The sequence below is a fragment of the Yoonia sp. KMU-150 genome (genome assembly GCF_056858355.1).
Map to the genome: position 1 here is coordinate 443019 of NZ_JBXEQF010000001.1, position 25871 is coordinate 468889.

At 63.6% G+C, this 25871-nt stretch carries 17 protein-coding genes (1 of these 17 only partly in view); 3 read left to right on the forward strand and 14 right to left on the reverse strand.

Features of this window, described 5'->3' with window-relative positions; all coding sequences use genetic code 11:
- Together AC04PH_RS01880 and AC04PH_RS01885 are read left to right on the forward strand one after the other, a co-directional pair.
- A protein-coding gene (locus AC04PH_RS01880; protein ID WP_483064046.1) for a tandem-95 repeat protein crosses the window boundary here: on the forward strand, positions 1 to 10648 show its end. 21536 nt of this gene lie to the left of the window's left edge; the window shows 10648 of its 32184 coding nt (coding positions 21537-32184); its start codon lies beyond the left edge, outside the window; its stop codon occupies positions 10646 to 10648.
- A gap of 88 nt (positions 10649 to 10736) precedes the next feature.
- Positions 10737 to 11348: a toxin-activating lysine-acyltransferase gene (locus AC04PH_RS01885; RefSeq protein WP_483064047.1), complete on the forward strand. Its 612-nt coding sequence runs from the start codon at positions 10737 to 10739 to the stop codon at positions 11346 to 11348.
- A 174-nt stretch (positions 11349 to 11522) separates the two neighbouring features.
- On the opposite strand, the gene hemC is transcribed toward AC04PH_RS01885, so the two are convergent.
- Positions 11523 to 12473, reverse strand: coding sequence for a hydroxymethylbilane synthase (hemC, locus tag AC04PH_RS01890; protein WP_483064048.1), 951 nt, complete (start codon positions 12471 to 12473; stop codon positions 11523 to 11525).
- Between the two features lie 194 nt (positions 12474 to 12667).
- Here hemC and AC04PH_RS01895 point away from each other — a divergent pair, with 194 nt between their 5' ends.
- Entirely contained in the window at positions 12668 to 13939 is a 1272-nt protein-coding gene (locus AC04PH_RS01895; protein ID WP_483064049.1) for a DUF3422 family protein, read from the forward strand.
- A gap of 44 nt (positions 13940 to 13983) precedes the next feature.
- On the opposite strand, the gene AC04PH_RS01900 is transcribed toward AC04PH_RS01895, so the two are convergent.
- The 13 genes from AC04PH_RS01900 to katG all read right to left on the reverse strand — a co-directional run bounded on the left by AC04PH_RS01900 (position 13984) and on the right by katG (position 25817).
- Positions 13984 to 14451, reverse strand: coding sequence for a VOC family protein (locus tag AC04PH_RS01900; protein WP_483064050.1), 468 nt, complete (start codon positions 14449 to 14451; stop codon positions 13984 to 13986).
- A 40-nt stretch (positions 14452 to 14491) separates the two neighbouring features.
- A complete protein-coding gene (locus tag AC04PH_RS01905; RefSeq protein WP_483064051.1) occupies positions 14492 to 15247 on the reverse strand; it encodes a globin domain-containing protein in 756 nt (251 codons plus the stop codon).
- Between the two features lie 59 nt (positions 15248 to 15306).
- Positions 15307 to 16242: a pirin family protein gene (locus AC04PH_RS01910; RefSeq protein WP_483064052.1), complete on the reverse strand. Its 936-nt coding sequence runs from the start codon at positions 16240 to 16242 to the stop codon at positions 15307 to 15309.
- Positions 16243 to 16329: 87 nt separating this feature from the next.
- Positions 16330 to 16950, reverse strand: a complete 621-nt coding sequence (gene ureG / locus AC04PH_RS01915) for an urease accessory protein UreG (protein ID WP_483064053.1) — start codon at positions 16948 to 16950, stop codon at positions 16330 to 16332.
- Positions 16947 to 17594 carry an urease accessory protein UreF gene (locus AC04PH_RS01920; protein ID WP_483064054.1) on the reverse strand — a complete coding sequence of 216 codons (648 nt, stop codon included), beginning with the start codon at positions 17592 to 17594 and terminating at the stop codon, positions 16947 to 16949. Before AC04PH_RS01920 ends, ureG begins: the two co-directional genes overlap by 4 nt.
- The gene (locus tag AC04PH_RS01925) at positions 17584 to 18054 is read right to left on the reverse strand and encodes an urease accessory protein UreE (protein ID WP_483064055.1); all 471 of its coding nucleotides are present in this window, start codon (positions 18052 to 18054) and stop codon (positions 17584 to 17586) included. Before AC04PH_RS01925 ends, AC04PH_RS01920 begins: the two co-directional genes overlap by 11 nt.
- Positions 18055 to 18064: 10 nt before the next feature.
- Positions 18065 to 19774, reverse strand: a complete 1710-nt coding sequence (gene ureC, locus AC04PH_RS01930) for an urease subunit alpha (RefSeq protein ID WP_483064056.1) — start codon at positions 19772 to 19774, stop codon at positions 18065 to 18067.
- A gap of 1 nt (position 19775) precedes the next feature.
- On the reverse strand, positions 19776 to 20081 hold the full coding sequence (locus tag AC04PH_RS01935) for an urease subunit beta (RefSeq protein WP_483064057.1): 306 nt from the start codon (positions 20079 to 20081) through the stop codon (positions 19776 to 19778).
- Positions 20082 to 20090: 9 nt separating this feature from the next.
- A complete protein-coding gene (locus AC04PH_RS01940) occupies positions 20091 to 20393 on the reverse strand; it encodes an urease subunit gamma (RefSeq protein ID WP_483064058.1) in 303 nt (100 codons plus the stop codon).
- Positions 20394 to 20396: 3 nt separating this feature from the next.
- Complete coding sequence (locus AC04PH_RS01945; RefSeq protein WP_483064059.1) at positions 20397 to 21095, reverse strand: urease accessory protein UreD; 699 nt, start codon at positions 21093 to 21095, stop codon at positions 20397 to 20399.
- A 299-nt stretch (positions 21096 to 21394) separates the two neighbouring features.
- Positions 21395 to 22582, reverse strand: coding sequence for a kynureninase (gene kynU / locus AC04PH_RS01950; RefSeq protein WP_483064060.1), 1188 nt, complete (start codon positions 22580 to 22582; stop codon positions 21395 to 21397).
- Complete coding sequence (locus tag AC04PH_RS01955) at positions 22579 to 23412, reverse strand: tryptophan 2,3-dioxygenase (protein WP_483064061.1); 834 nt, start codon at positions 23410 to 23412, stop codon at positions 22579 to 22581. Before AC04PH_RS01955 ends, kynU begins: the two co-directional genes overlap by 4 nt.
- A gap of 179 nt (positions 23413 to 23591) precedes the next feature.
- On the reverse strand, positions 23592 to 25817 hold the full coding sequence (gene katG, locus AC04PH_RS01960) for a catalase/peroxidase HPI (RefSeq protein ID WP_483064062.1): 2226 nt from the start codon (positions 25815 to 25817) through the stop codon (positions 23592 to 23594).
- Between the last annotated feature and the right edge of the window lie 54 nt (positions 25818 to 25871).

The window sequence follows — 25871 nt, forward strand, 5'->3', positions numbered from 1 at the left end:
TGAAAGCCTCGTCTTTGTCGACCACGCCGACGCGACGCTGACAGTCGCCGATATCCAGTTGCTTCTGACGAATGCGCAGATCTCTCCCGATGCCGATGTGATTTTCGGCACCAGCGGGGCCGACGATCTATCCGGCGGTGCCGGTGCGGATCTGCTGCTGGGTCTGGCGGGCGACGATATCTTCCGCTTCGGCCGCGATGCGGGCGACGACCGGATCGACGCCTTCGGTTCCGGCGCGAACACGGTGATCCTCGAAGACCTCGACCGTGCCGATATCGTGTCTGTCGTGCGGTCCGGCCCGACCTTGCTGGACCTTGTGATCGACTTCGGCGCAGGTGACCGCCTGACGCTGATCGACGCCTTGCAGGACCATGTCAGCGCAACGCTGACGCTTGATTTCGCCGACGGCAGCAGCTGGTCCGCGGACGAAATGCGGGCTGCCGCCATCGACGGCGTGCGGACGCCGGGCGACGACTATATCGAAGGCTTCGACGGCGACGATACCTTCGTTCTGACAGGTGGCAACGACACCGTTGAAGGCCACGGCGGCGCGGACACCTATTTCTGGTCCGCCGGGCTGGGGCAGATCGAAATCCGCGACAGCGGGACAGCCGATCCGACCGATGTCGACCGGGTCCTGCTGACCGGTGTCACCCCCGACGACGTCTCGGTCGACCGGGTATTCCAGGGCAGCACGGCAGTATCGTTCCAGTTCGCGGGCATGCCGTCCGACGGGCTGACGGTGATCAACGCATTGTCGACCGACGGCGCGGGGATCGAGGAATATCTGTTCGACGACGGTACCCTGTGGACCCGCGACACCCTGTTGACGCTGGTCGAAAACGACGCACCCCGCGCGAACGAGGACGGTTTCTTTGCCGTGGTGACCGGGGAAGAACTGGTCCTGTCACTTGCGGAAATTCTCAGCAACGACTTCGATTCCGACGGCGATCCGCTCTCCGTGATTTCGGTCGATGCCGGCGAAAACGGTGCCGCCTACCTGCCGGGCGACGGCACGCTGCGGTTCACCGGTGTCGACGGGTTCATCGGGGCGACAAAGATTTCCTATACGATCTCCGACGGGCGCAATGCGTTTGCTACTGCCGATATCAATGTGACGGTCCGGCCCGTGGCAGAGGCGCGCGACGACCGCGGGTTTACCCTGGCCGAAGACGGCAACCTCGTCATCGACGTCAACCGGCTTCTGTCGAACGACGTCGACGGTGACCGCATGATCGTCGGTCAGGTGTTCGACCCCATCGGCGGAACAGTCTCCCTGTCGTCTAACGGTCAGATCAGCTTTACCGCCGCGGAAAACTACAACGGTCCGGCACAGTTCACCTATGCCGCGAATACACCGGAAGGCGGCCGGGCCGAGGCCATCGTCTATATCGACATCACACCGGTCAACGACGCGCCAGTGGCGCGCGACGATACCGGTTTTGTGACACTTGAAGACACACCGCTCACGATTGCCGCCTCCGCCCTTCTGGGCAACGACTTCGACGTGGACGGCGACGCGCTGAGCATCGTCGAGGTGATCCCCTCCGCCGATGTCGCCGTCGAAATCGACGCGAACGGCAACGTGCGGGTAATCCCGGTCGAGGACTTCTTCGGCACGACATCCTTTGACTATATCGTGACGGACGGTCAGGGGCTTACAGATGTCGCGACCGCGACACTGACCGTGACCGCCGACGAAACCGGCACCGACGCGCGCGATGACCTGCTGACCACCGACAGCAACGGCACGCAACTGCTCGAAGACAATCCGGTCATCATCAGCCTCGATCAGCTGATCGCCAACGACACCAATCCGCTTGGCACGATCACGCTCAGTTCCGTAAGTGGCGGCACCGGCGGCCGGGCAAGACTGCTCGACAACCAGACCGTGCTGTTCACGCCCGGCAACAACTTCAATGGCGAGGCGACCTTCCGCTACACTATCGACGACGGACAGGGCGGGCGCGATACAGCGACCGCAACGCTGGTCTTCGAGGCGGTGAACGACAACCCGATCGCGCGGAACGACAGTTTCCGCAACGAAAGCCAGGCCCATCTGCTGCGCGGCACACAGAACACGGCGCTTGAAATCCAGATCCTCGATCTGCTCGCAAATGACGAGGATGTCGAAGGCTTTGCCGTGACGTTCGAGAACGCCACCGGTGCAGTGCGCGGTACCATCGAACAGACCGATACCACGGTGATCTTCACGCCCGATACCGATTTCTGGGGCGTCACGACGTTCGGCTACTCGATCACCGATCCCGAAGGCGCTGTCGACGGGGCACAGGTCACGCTTTATTTCGATCCGACTTCGGACGCGCCGCCAGTCGCGGTGACCGACCAGTTCCTCGTACCCGAGGACATCCCGACAGTCATCCGTCTCGATACGCTGCTGGCCAACGACAGCGACATCGACGGCACGGACCTGACAGTCACCGGCTGGCGCTACGTGGACCCGATTGTCGATGCGTTCAAGTTCGGCGCGCAGGCGCTTGGCGATCTCAACGGTATCATCGAGGAAAACGCCGACGGCGATTTCCTTTATACGCCGAACATCGACGCCTCGCTTGCCGGTGCGTTCGTTTATTTCCTGACAGATGGCGAAGGCCGCACGGTCGAGGGATTGGTCGACATCGTGATCGTCCCGTCGAACGACGACCCGACCGTTGTCGACGATCCGGGATTTGTCACCCCGCTTGACGTACCGCTGGTGGTGCGTGTGTCGGACCTGGTCTTCAACGACTACGACATCGAACAGGCCGACACCGACGGTGACGGCGTCATCGACGTCGATCTGGACAACCCCGACCGGCCACGGCCCGATTTCGTCACGGTCAATGCGCTCTATGACCCGGTCGAACTGGCGCAGGGCAACCGCGTCGAGGTCGGCGCGTTCGAGATCGTGTCGTTCCGCGGCGAGGATTTTCTTGTGGCCCGCTTCGAAGAGGGCTTCTCCGGCGACGTCACGATCGAATACAGCATCGCCGATGTCGAAGGACTGCAGGACGTGGGCTTTGCCTATGCGACGGTCGCCGATTTCTACGGTCAGGTGCTGACCGGCTCGCCGGACGTCGACTATATCGAAGGCAACGATCTTGACGAAACCATCATCGGCTACAATCGCGATGATCTGATCGTCGCACTGGGCGGTGACGATACCATCTTCACCGGTGCAGGTGCGGACGTGATCTTTGGCGGCTTCGGCAACGATGTGATCGACGCCGGTGACGATGCCGACGAGATTCGTGGCGGGGCCGGCTTTGACGTCGTGACCTTCGGCCTGTCCAACACCGGCGTACGCGCCGATCTGACGACATTGATCGGGCAGGGCGGGTTTGCCGCGGGCGACAAATACTTCGAGATCGAGGGCTTTGTCGGGTCGGCGTTCGGCGACATCCTCGGCGGCGATGACCGGGGCAACGATCTTGAAGGCGCTGCCGGCGACGACCTGCTGCAGGGTCGCGGCGGGGCCGACGCCCTGTCCGGCGGTGCTGGCGACGACACGCTGCAAGGCGGCGCCGGTGCGGATGCGCTCGACGGTGGTGCCGGAAACGATACAGCCTCCTACGAATTTGGAACGGTCGGCGTCGATATTTCGCTGGCGGTCGGCACAGCCGCGGGCGGCGATGCCGCGGGCGACGTGCTGTCGCGCATCGAAAACCTGATCGGCACCGACGCCGCCGACCGTCTGGAAGGCGACGCCAACGCCAATACGCTTATCGGCGGGCGTGGCGCGGACACCTTGCTCGGCGGTGACGGCGACGACCTGCTGTCAGGCGGTCGCGACGGGGATGCACTCGACGGCGGGGCCGGGATCGACACGGCCGATTACCTGCTGTCGACCGCCGGTATCCAGATCAATCTGGCCGCAGGCACGGCGACGGGCGGTGACGCGGAAGGCGATACCCTTTCCGGTATCGAAATCGTTCAGGCCAGCTTCCACGACGACACGCTGATCGGCGACGACGCCGACAACGTCTTCCGCGGCGGTCGCGGGGCAGACACCATCGACGGTGGCGCAGGGACCGACACAGCTGATTACGCCAATGCCGACGAAGCGGTTACCGTCGACCTCGCCCTTGGGCTTGGTCTTGCGGGCGAGGCGCTTGGCGACGAGCTGTCCGGGATCGAGGCGCTGACGGGTTCGATCCACGCAGATACCCTTTCGGGTGATTCGGGTGCCAATACGTTCGACGGTCGCTTTGGCGACGATACCCTGTCCGGGGCAGGGGGGTCCGACGACTATCTCTTCGGTTTCGACAGCGGTGCCGACACCATCGCCGAGATCGGCGATCTGGCCGACATCGACCGTCTGGTCATGGGTCCGGGCATCGCGGCCAAGGACGTGTCCCTGCTGCGGCAGGGCGACGATCTCTTCGTCGAACTGGAGCGTGACGACGGTTTCCTGATCGACACTGCCCTTGTGACCGATCACTTCCTCGGTGGCGAAACCGGTCTTGAACAGATCGTCTTCGAGGACGGCACGATCTGGGACCGCACCTATATCGCCGAAAACCTGCGCGACGGGCGTTTCAATGCGCAAAACGATATCTATCTGCTGGGTGTCGAGGACGAGGTCAGCTATATCGACCCCGCCGACCTGATCGCGAACGATGCCGAAACAGGCGTCGAAACGCTTGAACTCGTTTCGGTACAGGCCGCACGCGACGGCAGTGTCTGGATCGAACCCGATGGCCGCATCGCGTTCCTGGGTGATCAGGATTTCAACGGCGACGCCTTCTTTGCCTACACGGTGCGCGACCCCTCCGGCCGTGAATCCACGGCGCGGGTCGAGGTCAACCTGACGCCCGTAAACGATGCGCCCGTCGCGGTCGACGATCCGCTGCAATACGGGATCGAGGATGTGCCGCTGCGCATCCGGATCGAAAATCTGCTGGCCAACGACTATGACGTCGATGGCGACGCAGAGATGGAATCCCTGCGTATCGTGTCGCTCGAACCACTCACCGATGGCGCGGGCGATGCAATCCGGCCCTATGAAGACCGTCAGAACTACGACGGCCCGGCGACCGATGCGACCTGGAGCATCAAGGGCGATTACATCGAACTGGCCAGCCGCCCCGATCATTTCGGCTTCGCAGGGTTCCGCTACGTCCTTGAAGACGGTGACGGTGCGCAGTCCCGTGCGGATGTGGAAATCTACTTCGCCCCCGTCAACGATGCACCGCGCATCAATGACCGCGCGGTGTCGGCAAAGCTCGAAGAGATCACGATCTTCAACGTCTCCGACCTCATGGGCAAGGTCTATGACATCGAAGGCGACACATTCACCTTTGTCGGCCTGCATGAAGGGGCGGACGGGAATGCGTCCTTCAACGGGTCCGAGACCTTTGATGCGGACACCGGCGACATCTTCTACACGCCCGAAGAGCTTGGTGCCGCCTATATCGAATTCGAAGTGATCGACGCGCGCGGCGCGGAGGCCACGCTTGCGTTCAACATCAACGTCCGTCCGCAAAACCTGCCGCCGATCGCAGTCGACGATCGTGGGCTGCAGCTGCTGCAGAACGGGACCATCACCATCGACCCGGCGACATTGCTGGCCAACGACCGTGACCCCGATGACGACACCCTGACATTCGACAGCGTTTACCGCTTTGCCGAGAACGGTAAGGTACGGGTCAACGCCGATGGCATGATCGAATTTGCCGCCCGCGCAGACTACAACGGCGCGGCCAGCTTTGAATACACGATCAGCGATGGCAACGGCGGTTTCGATTCCGCGATCGCCCATCTCACGATCCTGCCGGTCAACAGCGGCCCTGTCGTGCGCAACGATGTCGCCGCCGGGCTGGAGGACGGACCGCTCTACGTGATCCCGGCCGAGGCATTCGGCAACGACCTCGATGTCGATGGTGATGTGCTCTTCTTCGAAGACGCCACGCTGCTGGGTCAGTTCGCGCAGAAATTCCTGTCCGCCGATTATACCGTCCGGGCAACGTCGGCCAACAACACCGATCTGCCCGAATGGCTGACGTTCGACGCGGCGACCATGACCTTCATGGGCGACGTGCCGACCGATCACGACGGACCCGTCGAAGTCGCCGTATTCGTCACCGATCCTGTCAGCGGTGCGGTTCACAATTTCCGCTACATCTGGGATGACGCGCCACAGATCACCGCGCTGTCCACCGGCATAAGCGTCAGTGAAACTATTCTGAGCGGCTTCATTCTGCGCGAACCGTTCGAATGGACTCTGGACGAGGACGCCGACAGCATCGCGGCCTTCGACATCGCCGAAGGGACGTTCGCCGCACAGGTCAACGGCGGTCGCGCGCTGCCCTCTTGGCTGGTCTTCGACGAAACGACACGCAGCCTTGCGATTTCTGACTTCGGTATCGACGGGGATGACGGCCCCGCCCGTGTCCAGATCGTCTTTACGCCCGGCGACAAGCCCGATCTTGAAGAGTTCGAATACTATGCGACCGACCGGGGCTTCACCCTCGAATTCGTGATCGATCCGACCGATCCGCAACTCGCGATGATCAACACTGTTCTCGCCGGTGCACCTGCATTGGCCGGAACCGACACCTTCGGCCTCGACTTCTCGACCGCCATGGACATCACCGTCGCGCGGGAAAGCGGCGCGCCGCTGAACGACTGGCTCACGTTCGACGAGGATACCTTTACGTTTACCGGCACACCGCCGTCGGAATATGTCGGTGCGGTTCCGGTGCGGATCGACATCGGCGCCGGTGGCGATCTGCCCGCAATGTCGATCATCACCGAAGCTGTGGTCGACGAAACCTACACGCTTGTCGAAACCGATCCTTTGGCAGGCTTTACCATCCGCGATCTGCCGGAGCGGCTTGACCTGACGGCGCCCGCAGATTTCAACGGTGCCTTGGTCATCGACTATACAGCCGAGGACGAAAAAGGCGGAAGCTCGGACGAGTCTGCCCAGATCGTCTTCAACGTCCGCGCCGCACGCGAACTGGCGGTCGCGAACGAGGATCGCGTCGATCTGTTCGAAGGCGGCCTTGTCACCTTCCAGGTGGCCGATCTTCTGACGAACGACCGCGACGACGATGGCGATTATCTGCGTATCACCGGCTTCGACGATCCGTCGCAGGGTGAGATCGTCATCACCGAAGGGCGCGTGGACATCGCCGCACCCGACACGCTGACACCAGTCGCCGGCGGGACATGGACCGTTACGCTGGCAGACGGATCGGCGCTGCCGGAGTGGATGATCGTCGATACGGATACAGGGACCGTGACAGCGGTCATCCCGCTGGATGTGCGGGCCAACTTCGACCTGCTGTTCACCAGCGCCAATACCGCCATCGCGACGAGCAATTCCGAAGGCGTGGCCGTCAGCCTTGACGGGAATGCCGCGGCGACCGTGACCTACACGCCTCTGCCGCTCTTTGCGGGCGAGGACATCCTGACCTACACGCTCACCGACGATGCGGAGGGCGAGGTCACGGGCACCGTCATACTGGACGTCGCCTCGCTGCTCGATCCACCGATCGCCGCCGAAGATGTCTTCTCGATGTTCGAGGACGGCAGCCTGAACCTGCTGCCCGAACAGCTTCTTGCGAACGATTTCGACGTCGATGGCGATGCGATCCGCTTCCTCGGGGTCGAGGACGCACAGAACGGCATCGTCGTCTTCCAGGACGGCGGGATCACGTTCACGCCGACCGCAAACTTTGCCGGTGACGCCGGCTTCAGCTACCGCATCACCGACGATACCCATGGTGAAAGCGTCGGCTTCGTCGCCGTCGAGGTCGTATCGACCAACCAGCGCCCCGATGCGGTGGCCGACGTGTTTGAAACGGTCGAAGACACGCCGTTCGAATTCACTATCGCCGAGCTGATGGCCAACGACACCGACCCGGATGGCGACGCCGTATCGTTCGTCAGCCTTGAAGAGGAGGTCGAAAACGGTCGCATCCTCGAACTGCCCGGCGACCGCTACCAATTCGTGCCCGACGAAAACGTCAACGGCCCGGTGACCTTCAACTATCGGATCACAGACGGTCGCGCTTTCGACCTTGGTCAGATCACCTTCAATATCGAGGCCGTCAACGACGCGCCGATTGCCAACACCGACGGATTCTTCTTCGGCACACAGGATCAGCCGCTGGTCGTGAGTTTTGCAGACCTGCTGTTCAACGACCGCGATGTCGAGGGCGACGACTTCTCGATCGTCGAGATTTTCGACGGCGATAACGGCACCGTCTATCAGGACGGCGAAACCGCCGTCTTCCTCGGGCGCGAGGGCTATTTCGGCGACGGCGGTTTCAACTACCGTGTGACCGACGAATTCGGCGCGACCAGCATCGGCTACGCACAGGTCATAGTGATGCCGCTCTTCGCCGTGCCGGTCGCCGTGTCCGACGCAGGTTACGAGATGCTCGAAGACACCACCCTGATCATCGATCAGGCAGAGCTGATGGCCAACGACGACCTGCCGCTCGGGTCGGATGTGACCTTCCTCGGCCTGACGGTGTCGCAGCTTCAAAATCAGGACGCCACGGTCGAACAACTTGAAGACGGAAAATGGCAAGTCACGACCGCGCCCGATTTCTTCGGCGAACTGGTGCTGGAATACGCACTGACCAACGAGACCGGCTTTGCCGTTCCGACGACGGTGACCATCGATGTCATCGGCACCGACGATGCGCCGATTGCGCAGGACGATGCGATCACCATTATCGAGGATCAGCCCGCAGCGGTCTTTGTGTCCGCACTTCTCGCCAACGACAGCGACCCGGATCTTCAGGGTTTTGCCATCACGCGCCTGCTGGACAGCGAGAATGTCGACGTCGAACTGACGGTCGACGGTCAAGTGCTGATCAATCCCGATGACGGCTTCTTCGGTGCGGCCTGGTTTGACTATGAAATCGCCGATTCCACCGGGCTGCGCGATACCGCACGTGTCGCCGTCACGGTCGAGTCGTCCAACGATGCGCCGATCATCGACCTTGCCGATGTGCTGAACGGCACAGAGGACGAGCCGGTCGCGATCGCGCTGCCACGGACCAGCATCAGCGACGCCGACGGCGATGCGCTCTTTGTGGAACTGCGTGGCGTTTCGGGTGCCGCGTTGCCGGAGTGGCTGTCGTTCGATCCGGAAACCTACGCGCTCACCGGACAACCCCCCGAAAACCTCGCAGGTGACGTGGCACTCGAACTCTTCGTAAGCGACGGGCAGGCCGATACCCTCAAGCAACTCACCCTGCGCCTGGCTGCCGTCAACGATGCCCCAACCGCCGTCATCGACGCATTCACGGTGGGCGAGGTCGACGTCACCGCCCTCGGCGATCTGCTGGCCAACGACACGGACCCTGACGGCGATACGCTCACCGTGCGCCGCGTGAACGGCAATACCGCGAATGTCGCTGTTGCCGTCGCGGGTGACAACGGCGGCCTGCTCACCGTCGCCGCCAGCGGTATCGCGTCCTTCGATCCGAACGGGGCGTTCGATGCCCTGCTCGAAGGCCAGACAGCGACCACCGCATTCACATACAGTGTCGTGGACGCCGCCGGTGTCGAGGCGAACGCCACGATTGAAATCACGGTGAACGGCGAAGGCAACACCATCACAGAGGTCTTGTCCGGTGGCCGAATCCGCGTGACCGAATACGAGGACGGCGAGAAGGTGTCGCAGACCATCACCGACGCCGCCGATGTCTACGACTGGACGAGCTATGTCTATCGCTTCGATGGTGCCGGCGTTCTCACATCGCGCACGTTGACCTATGACGACGGGCGCATCATGAACACGCTCTACACCGATGGCGTGCAATCCTCGGCCACGCTGACGGACGCCGAAAACGCCTTCGTCTGGGACACATATACCTTCGCCTACGACGAAACCGGCGTGCTGGAGTCCTACACGCTGACCTATGACGACGGTCGCATCCTGACGACCACGTATACCGACGGTGAAAGATCATCCGCCACGATGACCGACGTCGCGGACGAATTCATCTGGACCAGCTACGAAAATACCTACGACACGAACGGCGACCTCGCCGCACGTACGATGGCTTACGACGATGGCCGTATTCTCGAGACGCAATACGATGCGGGCACACGGTCTTCGGCGACGATGACCGATGTGGCGGACGAGTTTATCTGGACAAGCTACGTCTACGACTACGACGACAGCGGAGACCTCGAAGCACTCACCCTGACCTATGACGACGGGCGCGAGCTGGAAACCACCTATGTGGACGGCACCAAATCCGCCGCCACCATGACCGACGTGGCGGATGAGTTCATCTGGCAGCAGTATGTCGATGATTACGATACGGATGGCGTCCTGGCGTCGCGCGAACTGACATATGACGACGGACGGGTCCTCACCACCGACTATACCGATGGCGTGAAATCCACGGCGGCGATGACGTTCCCCGCGGACGAATTCATCTGGACCGGCTATGTCGACAACTACGACGATGGCGGTGTGCTCACCGACCGGACGCTGACCTATGATGACGGGCGGACCCTCGTGACCGAATACGCCGACGGCACCAGGTCGGTCGCGACGATGACAGATGTCGCGGACGTCTATGACTGGACCAGCTATGTCGATACCTATGGACCGGACGGCGCACGGATCAATCGTGTCTGGACCTATGACGACGGCAGCATGGATGTGATCTGAGAAACCCTGTGACCTGTCAGGCTGCGGAACCGGGATGCGCGCATCCTTCGCCCGCGACAACCGACACAACAAACCGAGGATAACCGCAATGGCCGGACGAAAAGACACGAAAAACGGCGCTGCAAAGCAGGCTGACAAGAAAAAGAAACCGGCGGCAAAATCGGCCAAAAAGGCACAGGAGACCCCCAAGACCGAGGCGCCGACGATCGACCAGGAGGTCATGGAACGCGTCGGCAAACTGCGCAGCCATCTGAGGGAAACCTTCGGACAGGTGGTCATGGCGATGATGGGTCTGCCGCGCTACCGGCATCAGTCGGTCATGGATCTCAGCCACATCGTGCTGGAACCGCTGATCCGCGACCGGATCGCAATCGCGCATGCGACAGCGGAAAACACCACGAACGACGTCGCGGGCCTCGCGATCTGGGCCAGTGTTTCGGAAGAGGTCGACGCGCGTATCGTCGATCAGATCAAGGCCGGGGTCTTCCCGATCCGCCTGAAAGCGGACGACTGGAATTCCGGCGATATCAACTGGCTCCTCGACGTGCTGGCGACAGATCGCGAAACCACAGGATCGGTGATCGCGAACTTCAAGCAGGTGGTCAAGGAAGGCGAACTCAAAGTCCACCCGATCATCTCGCGCCTCGTCGACAAGGCCACACTGGACAAAATGACCCGCAACAAGGCCCCGAAAGAGTAAACGGCTAGACGGCGCCCGAAGCCCCGAGACGTGACTCAAAATCTTGGCAAAAAACATTACATAATCAACGTTATTGGTCATCTATGTGCGCCAGGGCGCGCGCTACTTTGAAGTGCGACTCCTATTGGAAAACAATGTGTTATCTGACAGGAGAACATCGCATGGGAGCCGTCCCTAGAACGTCCGCCAGTCGAAGAACCCGGCCCCCACCGTTTTCAGCATCTCTGCCGCCATAGCGCGGCCTGCTGCCGGGCCGTCGGCAATCGGCACGGTTACGTCGTCGGCGATGGCGTCCGACCCGTCCGGGCGCAGCACTTGGCCCCGCAGCCGCAAGGACGGTCCGTCAAGTTCGGCGAGCGCCGCGATCGGGGTTTCGCAGGATCCGTCGAGCGCCGCCAGAAAAGCGCGTTCCGCATCGACCCGCTGCCCCGTTGGCCCGTCGTGGATCGCCGCCAGCATCTCGGCGGCGCGCATGTCGTCGGCACGGCGCTCGATCCCGATGGCCCCCTGTGCGACGGCGGGTAGCATGTCGTCGGGCGCGATGGGCGTGCGCGCTACATCGTCCATCCGCAGCCGCCTCAATCCGGCCATCGCCAGAAACGTCGCGGCTGCCACCCCGTCGCCCAGCTTCTTCAGGCGGGTCTGCAGGTTGCCCCGAAACTCCACGACCTGCAGATCGGGCCGCCGCACCAGCAACTGCGCACGGCGGCGCAGGCTTGACGTGCCGACCAGACTGCCAGCAGGCAATTCGGCGAGACGCCCGCCATCCAGCGAAATGAACGCATCGCGCACATCCTCGCGCGGCAGATAGGTATCCAGCAGCAGCCGATCCGGCTGCTGGGTCGGCATGTCCTTCATCGAATGTACGGCGATGTCGATCTGCCCGGCCAGCATAGCGGCTTCGATCTCGCGGGTGAACAGGCCCTTACCACCGATATCCTTCAGCGGCCTGTCGACAATCCTGTCGCCGGTCGTTGTGATCACCTGGATGACAAAGGCGTCCTGCGGCAGATCGAACGCGCGGCACAGGCGGTCGCGCGTCTCGTGGGCCTGCGCCAGCGCCAAAGGCGATCCGCGGGTACCAATTCTGAACGGGTGATCCGGTGTGGGGGCGGCATGTTTCATGCGGTCACTCCTAAGCCCGTCGATTTGCCATGACAACCGACACCGTGCCGCTATCGGCGCGAGCGACCATACGCCTGCTGCACCACGGCATACCATTGTATTCATATAAACCGTTGGTATACGAGGATTTTTCTGATGCATCTGCGGCGACCCGTCGCTACAAGCCGATCAGAACCCACGATTGCGAGGCACCGATGCCCCCCGTCACCGACCATCCACTGCGCTATGCCCTCGCCAACGAGCTGCACGCCCGCCCCTTTCCCACGGTCGGCGCGCCCAGTCAGGCTGCCTACCTCGCGATGAAGCGCGACGACCCGCGCGACAGGCAGAGCGAGCGTGCACATCTTATCGCCCTGCTCGACCGGTTCGGCGCGGCCCACCCGCAGCCCGGTGCCACGCATTATTCCGGCACCATCGGCCGGATGACGCTGAAATGGGAAAGCCATACCGAATTCGTGACCTATACGATCTTCGTCGATCATCTTGGCGAAACGCCCTACGCGCCCGATGCCTTCGCCGTATTCCCCGACGACTGGCTTGCCGCGGCCTCCGGTCAGCGGATCACCTCTGCGCTGATCCGGGTCGAGCCCGCCCCCGACGACAGCACAATCTTGGCCCGCGCGCACAAGTGGTTCGTTCCGGAAAGCGTTGCGATCAGCCGCGCGCTCGATGATGCGCTGGTCATCGCCGCGGATTTCCGCATCGACCCGGCGGGCCATATGCGCCTTGCCGTCTTCACACGCCCCGAGGTCGGCCCCCAACGGATCGGCCGCGTGATCCAGCGCCTGTGCGAAATCGAAACCTACAAGGCGATGTCGATGCTGGGGCTGACCCGCGCCGCCCGGCTGGGCGCGGAACTGGACCATATCGACGCCAAACTGACCGGTCTTCTGTCGGACATGGCCGGCGCCACCTCTGACCCCGCAGCGATCCTGGCGCAGCTGCTCGACGTGTCCAGCACCGTCGAAAATCTGGGCGCACAATCGGCCTACCGGTTCGCGGCGACGGCGGCCTATGCACAGATCGTGAACCAGCGGATCGCGGTGCTGCGCGAGGAACGGTTTCTCGGCTGCCAGACGTTCGGCGAATTCATGATGCGCCGGTTCGATCCCGCCATGCGCACCGTCGCGGCCACGGAACGCAGGCTGCAGGCCATGTCGGACCGCGCCCTGCGCGCGGGGGAGTTGCTGCGCACCAAGGTCGATGTCGAACGATCGGCTCAGAACCAGGCGTTGTTGACCAGCATGGACCGCCGCGCAGACATGCAGCTCCGCCTGCAACGCACCGTCGAGGGGTTGTCGGTCGTGGCCATCAGCTATTACGCGACCAACCTTGCGCTTTATCTGCTGGGGCCGTTGGGCGAAAACTTTGGCCTGTCGAAAACCATTCTCGCCGCTTGCACCGCACCGGTCGTGCTGCTCTGCGTTTGGCTGTTCCTGCGTCGGCTGCGCCGTCACCTGGAGTAATCGGCCCGGCAAATCCTGCGCCCGCTTGCGGGGAGGGGAGCACCCTACCCCGCCGCTGCTGCGTCAAGTGTCGCGATGTCGATCTTGCCCATCTGCATCAGCGCCGCTGTGACCCGCGAAACCGCGCCCTGATCTTCGCTGGCCAGAAGCGTGGTCAGTCTTCGAGGCACAATCTGCCACGACACGCCAAAGCGATCCACCAGCCAGCCGCATTGCTGCGCTGCGCCACCATCCGAAGTCAGCGCCTCCCACAGCCGGTCGGTTTCCTCCTGATCCCCGGTCGTCACACTGATCGAGGCCGCGGGCGTCAGCCGATAGTGCGGCCCCGCCGTCAGGATCATCATCGGTGCCCCGGCCAGCGTGAATTCAACAATCATCGGATCATCCGGCTGACCATTGGCAAGCACGCCATCGATACGGCTGTCGGGAAAAAGCGCGACATAGGCCCGGGCCGCGTCCAGACCACCCTTGTCGAACCACAGGCAAGTGCGCAGCTTTGCATCAGTCCCCATCCTCAACCTTTCCCTTCTCCGGTCGATGGCCAGCGGGCCGTCACATCGCCACGGCCCGCGCGACAAGCGCCGCCTTGTCTGCATCGTCGGGCATAGCGATGCCACGGTCCTTGAGTGCAGCGCGCAAGGCCGCTTCGGGCAAGGCCGCAATGCTCTGCTCCGACATCGCCCTGAAATTGATCCTGTAGCGAAACGCCGGATTTGTCTGCCCGAAAAACCCGGCATCGCCAAACCCGAAGTCCGCCGCGTACTGCCCCATGAAGTGCGTCAGGAAAGTATTGATCGCAGGCCGGATGCGCGGGTCGTCCGGCAGCGTCGCGGTGCCCTCTGCAAGGGTACGGCGCATCAGCAGCGCCCACCGCGCAGCCCCTGCGTCGGTCATCAGCTGCATGGCGTTATGTGTGTGATGAAACCGTAACCGGTATTCCGCGCCATGGTAATAAGGCCCGCCCCCCATCACGTCGATCCACATTGCGGCCTGCGTGTTGACGTGATGATGCAATGGCCCGACCCGGGCAAAGACCGACGTAAACCAGTCTTCGTCCGCAAAGACACGCCGATAGAACGCGGCAACCAGATCGACGATCACCTGCTGGCCCAGCACCGAATAAAGCTGCCAGAACTGAATCGGCAGCGCAGGGTCGTGCGGCGCGGTCAGCGCCATGATTTCGGGGAGACGATAGGCCGCGTCGGGTAGCAGCCCATCCTTGATCGCCGCCGCGATGTAATCATGCCGCGCCTGTTCCGTCATGAAACCGGCCTGCGTCGGAAATCGGTGCGCCTCCGCACCCGTCATGGTGCGATCCGGCGTGCGCGGCTGGCACCCGATCCATCTACAATCTGCATCCGCTCCGTTCAGTCCGGCAGCGGGATAAACTCGTCCCGGTCGTCGACCGGCAGATCGAACAGCCCTTCGCCCCAGCGGTTCGCCCGCCAGTCCGCCTTTGCGGCCTCGATCTTGTCCTTGCTGGACGCGACGAAATTCCACCACATATGCCGCGGCCCGTTCAGCGTGGCCCCACCAAGCGCCATCAGACGCGCGCCCTGCGCTCCGGCGGAAACGGTGATCTTGTCGCCGGGGCGAAAGACTATCATCTGTCCCGCGTCAAAATCCTGTCCGGCAATACTGACCGACCCTTGCGTGATGAAAAGCCCACGATCCTCGTGATCGTCAGGCAACGGAAACCGCGCACCGGCCTCCAGCGTCACATCCAGATAGAAGGTTTCCGAATACATCGTCGCCGGCGCGCTCTCGCCATAGGCCGTGCCAAGGATCAGCTTGGCGTTGATCCCTTCCGCCTCGATCTCGGGGATCGCATCCTTGCCGTGATGCTCGAAGATCGGGTCCATGTCCTCGCGGTCCTCGGGCAGCGCCATCCACGTCTGGATACCGTGCAGCGCATGCGGCCCGGTCCGGGCGGCATCCGATGTGCGTTCCGAATGGGTGACACCCTTGCCCGCGACCATCCAGTTCAATGCGCCGGGGCGGATGATCTGATCGGTGCCCAGGCTGTCGCGGTGATGAAAGTCACCCTGATAAAGGTATGTCACGGTGCCCAGCCCGATATGCGGGTGCGGGCGCACGTCGATCCCCTGCCCTGTCAAAAACTCCGCCGGTCCCGCCTGATCGAAAAAGATGAAAGGTCCGACCATCTGACGCTTGGGAGCGGGCAGTGCCCGCTTGACCTCGAACCCGCCCAGATCGCGTGCGCGCGGAATGATCAGCGTCTCGATGGCATCCACCCCGATCTCGTCGGGGCAACCGGGCGCAAGTGCGGGATTCCAGCTCATGTCTCTCTCCTGTGTACCTGCGATCAATATGGGGCGTCTGCCCACCGCTGGAAAGGGCGCAGGTTCGGCGCGCGCCGTGCCACCCGTTCAGTCCACCGCCAACCCGCCGTGCTCCGCGATGAATGCGGCGATCTCTTCGACCCCCTCACCGTGGCGCAGCGCGGCAAAGACGTAGGGCCGTCCGTCCCGCATCCGGTCGCTGTCGCGTCGCATGACGTCGAGCGATGCGCCTACATGCGGCGCGAGGTCGGTCTTGTTGATCACGAGCAGATCCGACCGGGTGATCGCAGGGCCACCCTTGCGGGGGATCTCCTCGCCCGCGGCCACGTCGATGACGTAGATTGTCAGATCCGCCAGTTCGGGGCTGAAGGTCGCCGACAGATTGTCGCCGCCGCTTTCGATCAACACCAGTTCCAGATCGGCGTGCCGGTCCTGCATCTCTGCCACCGCCGCCAGGTTGATCGACGCATCCTCCCGGATCGCCGTATGCGGACAGCCACCCGTCTCCACCCCGATGATCCGGTCACGCGGCAAAACCTGCATCCGCATCAGCGCCTCGGCGTCTTCCTGCGTGTAAATGTCGTTTGTGATCACCCCCAGCGAAACCGCCGGATTCAGCGCCCGCGCCAGTGCCGCCGTCAGTGTCGTCTTGCCCGCGCCCACCGGGCCACCGATGCCCACGCGCAGGGGGCCGTTCATTAGTGTCATGTCCTGAATATCCTCGGCTGGAGAGTTTCGTGCCGCATCGCCGCGATGTCCGACAGCCACGCAGTACCGTGTAGATCGTCCGGTGTCGCGCCTGCCGTCTCTCGCGCGACCTGTCGGCAGACGGGAGCCAGAGCCGCGACGATCCCCTGCCCTTCGGTCTGGCCCAGCGGCATCAGCCGTTGCGCCGCCGCCACCAGATTACCCGCGAAAGCCTGTAGATAGAGCGTCGCCGTCACAGTCGCGTCGAACCCCTGCCGCGCCGCCGCCGCTCCGACCGCCACCGGATAGATCAGCGACGTGTCGTCCCCACCCCACACCGCTGCGGTCACCTTCGTAAACGCCGCCCCGGTCAGCTCCGCCTCCTGCCGCCGCTCCGCCGATGCGGCGAAGGCGAGGCCGGCGGCGTTCACCGCCGCAAGCGCCTCCGCCCCGTCGCAACCATGTGCCGCACGCAACAGGATGCAATCCGTCCGCCCCGTCCCGTGCCGCAGGATGTCACCCAGCCAGCTCTGCAAATCTTCGCCGGTTCCCACCGCATCGCCCGCAATCGCAGCCTCCAGCCCGTGGGAATAGGCAAAGGCCCCCACCGGATAACCCGGCGACAGCCATTGGTTCAGTGTCAGCATCTGGTCTTCAGTGTTCATGCGCCGTCGCCCCATGTGCGTGTGCATGGGTCCGCCCGGGACCATAGGCGCCGCCCTCCGGCGTGAAGGGTGCCGTCACCTCCGCCACGTCCGCCCCCAGATGCGCCAGCATATGCCCGATCACCTTATCCGCCTGGATCAGTAGATGATCCGAGCCGATCTGACAGGGCGTGTGCCGGTTGCCCACGTGCCAGGCCAGCCGCGCCAGATCGGGCCCGGTCACGTGATAAAGCGGTTCCCGCGCCGCGACGATCCGCACCTGCAAACCGGTGTCGAGCACCAGCGCGTCACCGTGATCCAGCGACGTGGTCTGCGCCAGATCGACGACGAAATCCGTGCCCGCCACGGTCTCCAGCCGCTTGCGCCGCAAGAACCGCCCCGCATAGTCCAGCACGCAATCCTCTGCCGCGCCGGACCACTGACCGGCCCGCACAAGTGTCTGTGCAAGGGGAAGCGTCATCGCAGCCCCCTCAAAACAGGAAATACCGCTGCGCCATCGGCAGTACATCCGCAGGTTCGCAGGTCAGCAACTCACCGTCCGCCCGCACCTCGTAGGTTTCGGGGTGGACCTCCATCTGCGGCATGGCGGCGTTGAGCACCATGTCGGCCTTGCCGATGTCGCGCGTGCCGCGCACCGCCACTGTCTGCTTGGCCAGCCGTAGCGTATCGCGCAGCCCGTTCGCCTGCGCCGCCGCGGACACGAAGCTGACGGAGGATCGCGCCACCGCCCCGCCGTAAGCTCCGAACATCGGCCGCGTATAAACCGGCTGCGGCGTGGGAACCGAGGCGTTCGGGTCCCCCATCTGCGCCACCGCGATCGTGCCGCCCAACAGCACCATCTCCGGCTTCACGCCAAAGAACGCGGGATCCCACAGCACCAGATCGGCCCGCTTGCCCACCGCGATGTCACCCAGAACGTGGCTCACCCCCTGCGCAATCGCCGGGTTGATCGTGTATTTCGCGATGTAGCGGCGCACGCGCACGTTGTCGTTGTCGCCGGTCTCTTCGGCCAGTCGCCCGCGCTGCTTCTTCATCTTGTCGGCGGTCTGCCAGGTGCGGATCAGCACCTCGCCCACGCGCCCCATCGCCTGACTGTCGGACGCGATGATCGAAAACGCGCCCATGTCGTGCAGGATATCCTCCGCCGCGATAGTCTCGCGCCGGATACGACTCTCGGCAAAGGCGATGTCCTCGGGGATCGACTTGTCGAGGTGATGACACACCATCAGCATGTCCAGATGCTCTTCCAGCGTATTCACCGTGAACGGCCGCGTCGGGTTCGTCGAGGACGGCAGCACGTTGGCATCGCCGCAGATCTTGATGATATCCGGCGCATGGCCGCCGCCCGCCCCTTCGGTGTGAAAGGCATGGATCGTGCGCCCCTTCATCGCGGCGACCGTATGTTCCACGAACCCGCTTTCGTTCAGCGTGTCGGTGTGGATCATCACCTGCACATCCAAGTCGTCGGCCACCGACAGGCAGCAGTCGATCGCGGCGGGCGTGGTGCCCCAGTCCTCGTGCAGCTTCAGCGCGCAGGCCCCGCCGTTGACCATCTCGACCAGCGCATCGGGGCGGCTCGCGTTGCCCTTGCCCGCCAGCCCGATGTTCATCGGAATGCCGTCGAAGGCCTGCAGCATCCGCCCGATATGCCACGGTCCCGGCGTGCAGGTCGTGGCGAGCGTCCCGTGTGCGGGACCGGTGCCGCCACCGAAACAGGTCGTCACACCCGAATGCAGGCTGTCCTCCATCTGCTGCGGACAGATGAAATGGATATGGCTGTCCATGCCGCCCGCCGTCAGGATACGCCCCTCGCCCGCGATCACCTCCGTGCCGGGACCTACGATGATGTCGACACCACTCTGCATATCCGGGTTACCCGCCTTGCCGATAGCATGGATCAGCCCGTCTTTCAGCGCGACATCGGCCTTGTAGATCCCGGCATGATCCACGATCAGCGCATTGGTGATCACGGTATCCACCGCCCCGCCCGCGCGCGTGACCTGGGATTGCCCCATGCCGTCGCGGATCACTTTGCCGCCGCCGAACTTCACCTCCTCGCCATAGGTGGTCAGATCCCGCTCCACCTCGATGATCAGATCGGTATCCGCCAGCCGCAACCTGTCGCCCGTGGTCGGGCCATACATGGCGGCATAATGATCGCGTGCGATTTCAACGGGCATGTCAAAGCTCTCCCATGATCTGTTGGTTGAACCCGTAGATGCAGCGCGCACCTCCCACAGGAATCAGCTGCACTTCGCGCCGCTGACCCGGCTCGAACCGCACCGCCGTGCCGGCTGCAATGTCCAAGCGGCAGCCTCGCGCCGCATCGCGGTCGAACTCCAGCGCCGGGTTCGCCTCGGCGAAATGGTAATGGCTGCCGACCTGCACCGGCCTGTCGCCGGTATTGGCGACCATCAGCGTGACCGCACTGGTACCGGCGTTCAGCGTCAGCGTGCCGTCGGCGGGAAACATCTCTCCGGGGATCATGGCGCTCTCCTATCTGATCGGGTTGTGCACGGTGACAAGTTTCGTGCCATCGGGAAACGTGGCCTCGACCTGCACTTCGCGGATCATCTCTGCGATGCCCTCCATGCACTGGTCGCGGGTGACGACCGTGCCACCGGCCTCCATCATGTCGGCTACGGACCGCCCGTCGCGCGCGCCCTCGACCACCGCATCGGTGATCAGCGCGATCGCTTCCGGGTGGTTCAGTTTCACACCGCGCGCCAGCCGCTTGCGGGCGACTTCGGCGGCCATGGCGATCAGCAGCTTGTCCTTTTCGCGGGGGGTCAGTTGCATGGGTCAAAGCCTCCATGATGTTGGTAAGGGGGTCCGTGCCAGCTGCGCCAGAATCGGCAGCAGATCGCGGCGCAAGGTAAAACTGTCGGCTGCCAGATGCCGCACGACAAGCACGTCATCGGCGATCAGGCTGGCCCCGGCTGTCGCTGGCAGGGCGGCGCGCACGGCATCGAGGTGTGCCGCGGCATCGTCACGCACCAACACGACGCTGGCCATGGCCCTTGCCCCTCCGGCCAGCGCGCGCCCGGCCAGATGCGCCGCCGCATCGCCAGCCAGATGCACCCCGTCCAGATACAGCGGGCGACCATCGCGGTGGATCGCGATCCGGTCGCGGAACATGATGTCGGTGAGCGTCTCCCGCATCGCGGCGCGCCCAAACACCACCGGCTCCACCAACAGGAGTTCGGTACAGGGGGCGAGCGTGACGTCCAGCCGCCGCTCCAGCGCGCAATTATCGTAAAGGATCAGTTCCTGCGGCAACCAGTGCAGCCGCCCACGCGGCCCGACCGTCAGCCGAGTGCCAACCCGCCCGACTTCTCCGGCCTGCGCACGATAGGCCCGCTCACAGGCCTGCGTCGTCACCGTCAACGCGGCATCGGCCCGCACGGTGAAATCCAGCGTGAAATCGTCGCCTCCGGTGATCCCGCCCGCCGTGTTCACCACCACCGCCTCGACGGCACTGCGAGCATGGCGCGGAAACACAAGCCGGCACGACCCCGATTGCCGCAGATCGCGGATGCGCGACGCACCCCCGTCGCAACCGACCGTCAGCGCAGCCGCGCCTACCGCCCGCGGTTGCCGCGCGCGCGAAAATGCTCCCGTCGTGTCTTCGGTCAGTAGAATGGTGGACCCCTGCAGCTTGTGCGACGGCTCTTTTGATCACATCGCACAGGGTGGGGTCAGGTCACACGCCACACTACACGACATGAAAACACAAAACGTCTGATTTTCAGGCAATCCGGAATTTGTTGCCCGTGAAAGCAGCGCTCGACTGATCCGTCCTAGGTCACACGCCCGGTCTTGCGATAGGCCGGATCGTCCCACAGCCGGTTGTCGAGCACGTCCGCCAGCACATCGACCGCGCCGCACACATCCGCTTCATCCACATACAGCGGCGTGAAGCCAAAGCGCATCACGTCCGGCGCGCGGAAATCACCGATCACGTCGCGGGCGATCAGCGCCTGCATCGCGGCGTATCCGTTCTCGAAAGCAAACGACACCTGACTGCCCCGCTGCGCCGCATCGCGCGGACTGACGAGGGTCAGTTGCGGGCAGCGCGCCTCTACCTCCGCGATGAACAGATCGCACAATGCGACACTAACGTTGCGCAATTCCTCCATATCCACATCGTCCCAGACGTGCAGTGCGGCCTCCAGCGCCGTCAGTTGCAGCACCGGCGGTGTGCCGACGCGCATCCGTTCGATCCCCATGGCGGGGCGATAGCCCTGCTCGAAAGCAAAGGGTGCGTCATGCCCCAGCCACCCTGACAGCGCGGGCGCGATGTCGCCGATCACATCGGGCCGGACATAGATGAACGCAGGCGCCCCCGGCCCGCCGTTGAGGTACTTGTACGTGCAGCCCACCGCGAATTCGGCGCGGCAACCCGTCACATCCACCGGCACCGCCCCGGCGGAGTGCGCGAGATCCCAGACCATCACGGCCCCCGCCGCATGCGCCTTGGCGGTGATCGCGGCCATGTCGTGCATCCGCCCCGTCCGGTAATCCACCTGCGTGATCATCGCGCAGGCGACATCGTCGGTGATCGCATCCGCGACCTCCTCCGGGTCCACGATCCGCAACTCATGCCCCGTATCCAGCTGCGCGATCAGCCCCTGCGCCATATACAGATCGGACGGAAAGTTGCCGCTGTCCGACAGGATCACCTTGCGGTCCGGCCGCATTTTCAGCGCCGCCGAAAGCGCCTGATACACCTTCACCGACAGGGTATCCCCCATCGTCACCGTATCCGCGCCAGCCCCGATCAGGCGTCCCACCATATTGCCCACGCGCATCGGCTGGCCCATCCAGTCGTCCGCGTTCCAGCCCTTGATCAGATGCGCGCCCCACTGGTCCGTCACCATGTTGGCAAGCGCGTCCGGCACCGCCTTGGGCAGCGGCCCCAGCGAATTGCCGTCCAGATAGATCATGCCGTCCGGCAGATCGAACAGGTCTTTCCTCGGCAGCGTCATAATTGCCCTCTCATGTTCCACAACTCCGGGAATAATTCAGTCTCTAGCATGCGGCGCAGATACTTCACGCCCGACGTGCCGCCGGTGCCGCGCTTGAAGCCGATGATGCGTTCCACCGTTGTGACATGGTTGAACCGCCAGCGGCGGAAATAGTCTTCGAGGTCCACCAGCTTTTCGGCCAGTTCGTACAGCGTCCAGTGTTCGCGAGGGTTGCGGTAGATCACGGTCCAGGCGTCCATCACCGCGTCGCTGTGCATGTGCGGCTGGTCCATGTCGTACACGCCGGCACCAAATGTCACGCCCAGCCGGGCGGCCAGCTTGTCCAGCGCCACATGATACAGCGATTTCGTCCGCAACTCCTGCGCCAGCATCCGGTGCAGCTCCGGCCGGTGTTCGTGGACCTTCATCATCGCCGGGTTGCGATTGCCCAGGATGAATTCGATCAGCCGGTATTGGTGCGACTGAAACCCGGACGACGCGCCCAGATCGTCGCGAAACGCGGTGTATTCGCTGGGCGTCATCGTGCGCAGCACGTCCCAGGCGTTGTTGAGCTGCTCGAATATCCGCGACACCCGCGCCAGCATCTTGAACGCGGGCTGGAAATCCCCGGCGATCAGATGCGTGCGGGCATGGGACAACTCGTGCAGCGCCAATCGCATCCACAGTTCCGACGTCTGGTGCTGGATGATGAACAGCATCTCGTCATGCGCATCCGATGCCGGGTTCTGCGCGCCCAAGATCGGGTCGAGCGACAGGTAATCGCCATAGGACATATCCTTGGCGAAGGACATTTTCGCGCCGTCGTCTTCAGGGTTGTGTGGGATGATCATGGGGTGCGCCCTTCGTGGTTGAGCGCAGGTTGCCCGAGGCGCCTATCCTCCGCAAGGGCAGGGCCTGTCCGCGGGCGGAAGCGAAGCGCCTTCCCGTCGGGAAGTCAGGCGCTGCCCGGCGATGCCGGGCGAGACGCAATCGGAAAAGGGGGCGCTCCGAAAAACGCCCCCTCTCCCGTTCAGTCTTCCAGATCGAAGCGATCCAGTTCCATCACCTTGGTCCAGGCGGCCACGAAATCGCGCACGAACTTCTCTCCCGCATCATCGGCAGCATAAACCTCCGACACCGCCCGCAGGACGGAGTTGGAGCCGAACAGCAGGTCGATCGACGTGCCGGTCCATTTCTTGTCCCCGCTCGCCCGGTCCACACCGTCATAGCTGTTCTTCGACGTGGCCTTCCACTCCGTGCCCATGTCCAGCAAATTCACGAAATAGTCGTTGGTCAACGCGCCCGGCTTGTCCGTGAACACGCCGTTGTCCGACCCGTCGGTATTTGCGCCCAGCACCCGCAGACCGCCGACAAGAACGGTCATCTCCGGCGCACTCAGCGTCAGCAGTTGCGCCTTGTCGACCAGCATCTCCGCCGGTGTCCGCATGGCCCGGTCATGGTCATAGAAATTGCGGAACCCGTCCGCCTTCGGCTCCAGCCAGGCATAGCTTTCCACATCGGTCTGCTCTTGCGTGGCGTCCGTGCGGCCCGGTGTGAACGGCACAGTCACGCTGCTGCCCGCATCCCGTGCGGCCTGTTCGATCGCGGCGGACCCGCCCAGCACGATCAGGTCGGCCAGCGACACACGCTTGCCGCCGTCGGCCTCGACATTGAAAGCCTCCTGCACGCCGCGCAGCTTGTCCAGCATCCCGCCCAGTTCTGCGGGCCGGTTCACTGCCCATCCGTTCGCAGGCTCCAGAGCGATGCGCGCGCCGTTGGCCCCGCCCCGCATGTCCGATCCGCGATAGGATGCGGCGGACGACCAGGCGACGAAAACAAGATCGCTGACCGAAAGCCCGCAGTCCAGCAGGCGCGCCTTCAGCGCGGTGATGTCGGCAGCGTCGATCAGCGGATGGTCGACCTCTGGCACCGGGTCCTGCCACAGTTCCGGCTCTGCCGGGACAAGCGGGCCGAGACCGCGCACATAAGGCCCCATGTCGCGATGGGTCAGCTTGTACCAGGCCCGCGCAAAGGCGGCGGCAAACGCATCGGGGTTCTTGTGGAACCGCTCGCAGATTTCGCGATATGCCGGGTCTTCTTTCAGTGCGATATCGGCGGTGAACATCGTCGGCAGATGCTTTTTGGACGCATCATGCGCGTCGGGCACATTCGGGTCCATTCCCTTGGGATACCATTGATGCGCCCCGCCGGACCCTTTGCCAAGCTCCCACTCATGGTTCAGTAGGTTGTCGAGATAGCCCATATCCCACTGAATCGGGTTGTTCGTCCACGCCCCTTCGAGGCCGGACGTAATCGCATGCGCACCCTTGCCGCTCTCATAGCTGTTTTTCCAGCCAAGCGCCTGTTCCTCCATCGCGGCGCCCTCCGGTTCCGCGCCGACATAGGCATCGGGGTCGGCTGCGCCATGCCCCTTGCCAAAGGTATGGCCACCAGCTGCGAGTGCGACGGTTTCCTCATCGTTCATCGCCATACGGCGGAACGTCTCGCGGATATCGCGGGCGGACCCCAGCGGGTCCGGCGTGCCGTTCGGCCCCTCGGGGTTCACATAGATCAGGCCCATCTGCACGGCGGCCAGGTCGCCCTCAAGCTCGCGGTCGCCGGAATAACGGTTGTCGGCCAGCCATTCGGTTTCCGGCCCCCAATAGATGTCTTCCTCTGGCTCCCAGATATCGGCGCGACCCCCGGCAAAGCCGAAGGTTTCGAACCCCATGGACTCCAATGCCACGTTGCCCGTCAGGATCATCAGATCGGCCCAGGATAGCGCCGCACCGTATTTCTGCTTGATCGGCCACAGCAGACGACGCGCCTTGTCTAGGTTGCCATTGTCGGGCCAGGAATTCAGCGGCGCAAACCGCAGGTTGCCGGCCCCCGCCCCGCCGCGCCCGTCACCCACGCGGTATGTGCCGGCGGAATGCCAGGCCATGCGGATGAAGAACGGGCCATAGTGGCCATAGTCGGCGGGCCACCAGTCCTGACTGTCCGTCATCAGCGCGTGCAGGTCGGCTTTCACCGCTTCCAGATCGAGTGTCTTGAACGCAGCGCGGTAGTCGAACTCCGCACCCATCGGGTCACTCTCGGCGGTGTTCTGGTGCAGCACCTTGAGGTTCAGCATATTCGGCCACCAATGCTGGTTGGCCGTCGTGCCGCGCGCGCCGTGGTGATGCGCCCCACCCAGCACCGGGCATTTGCCGCCGGTGTCCTGGTTCATCTCTCCAACTGTGCTGTCGCCGTCCATGATTCTCTCCTGTCGCGCATGAATTTGGAATTGTTCTAACAAGCCGCCCTGCCG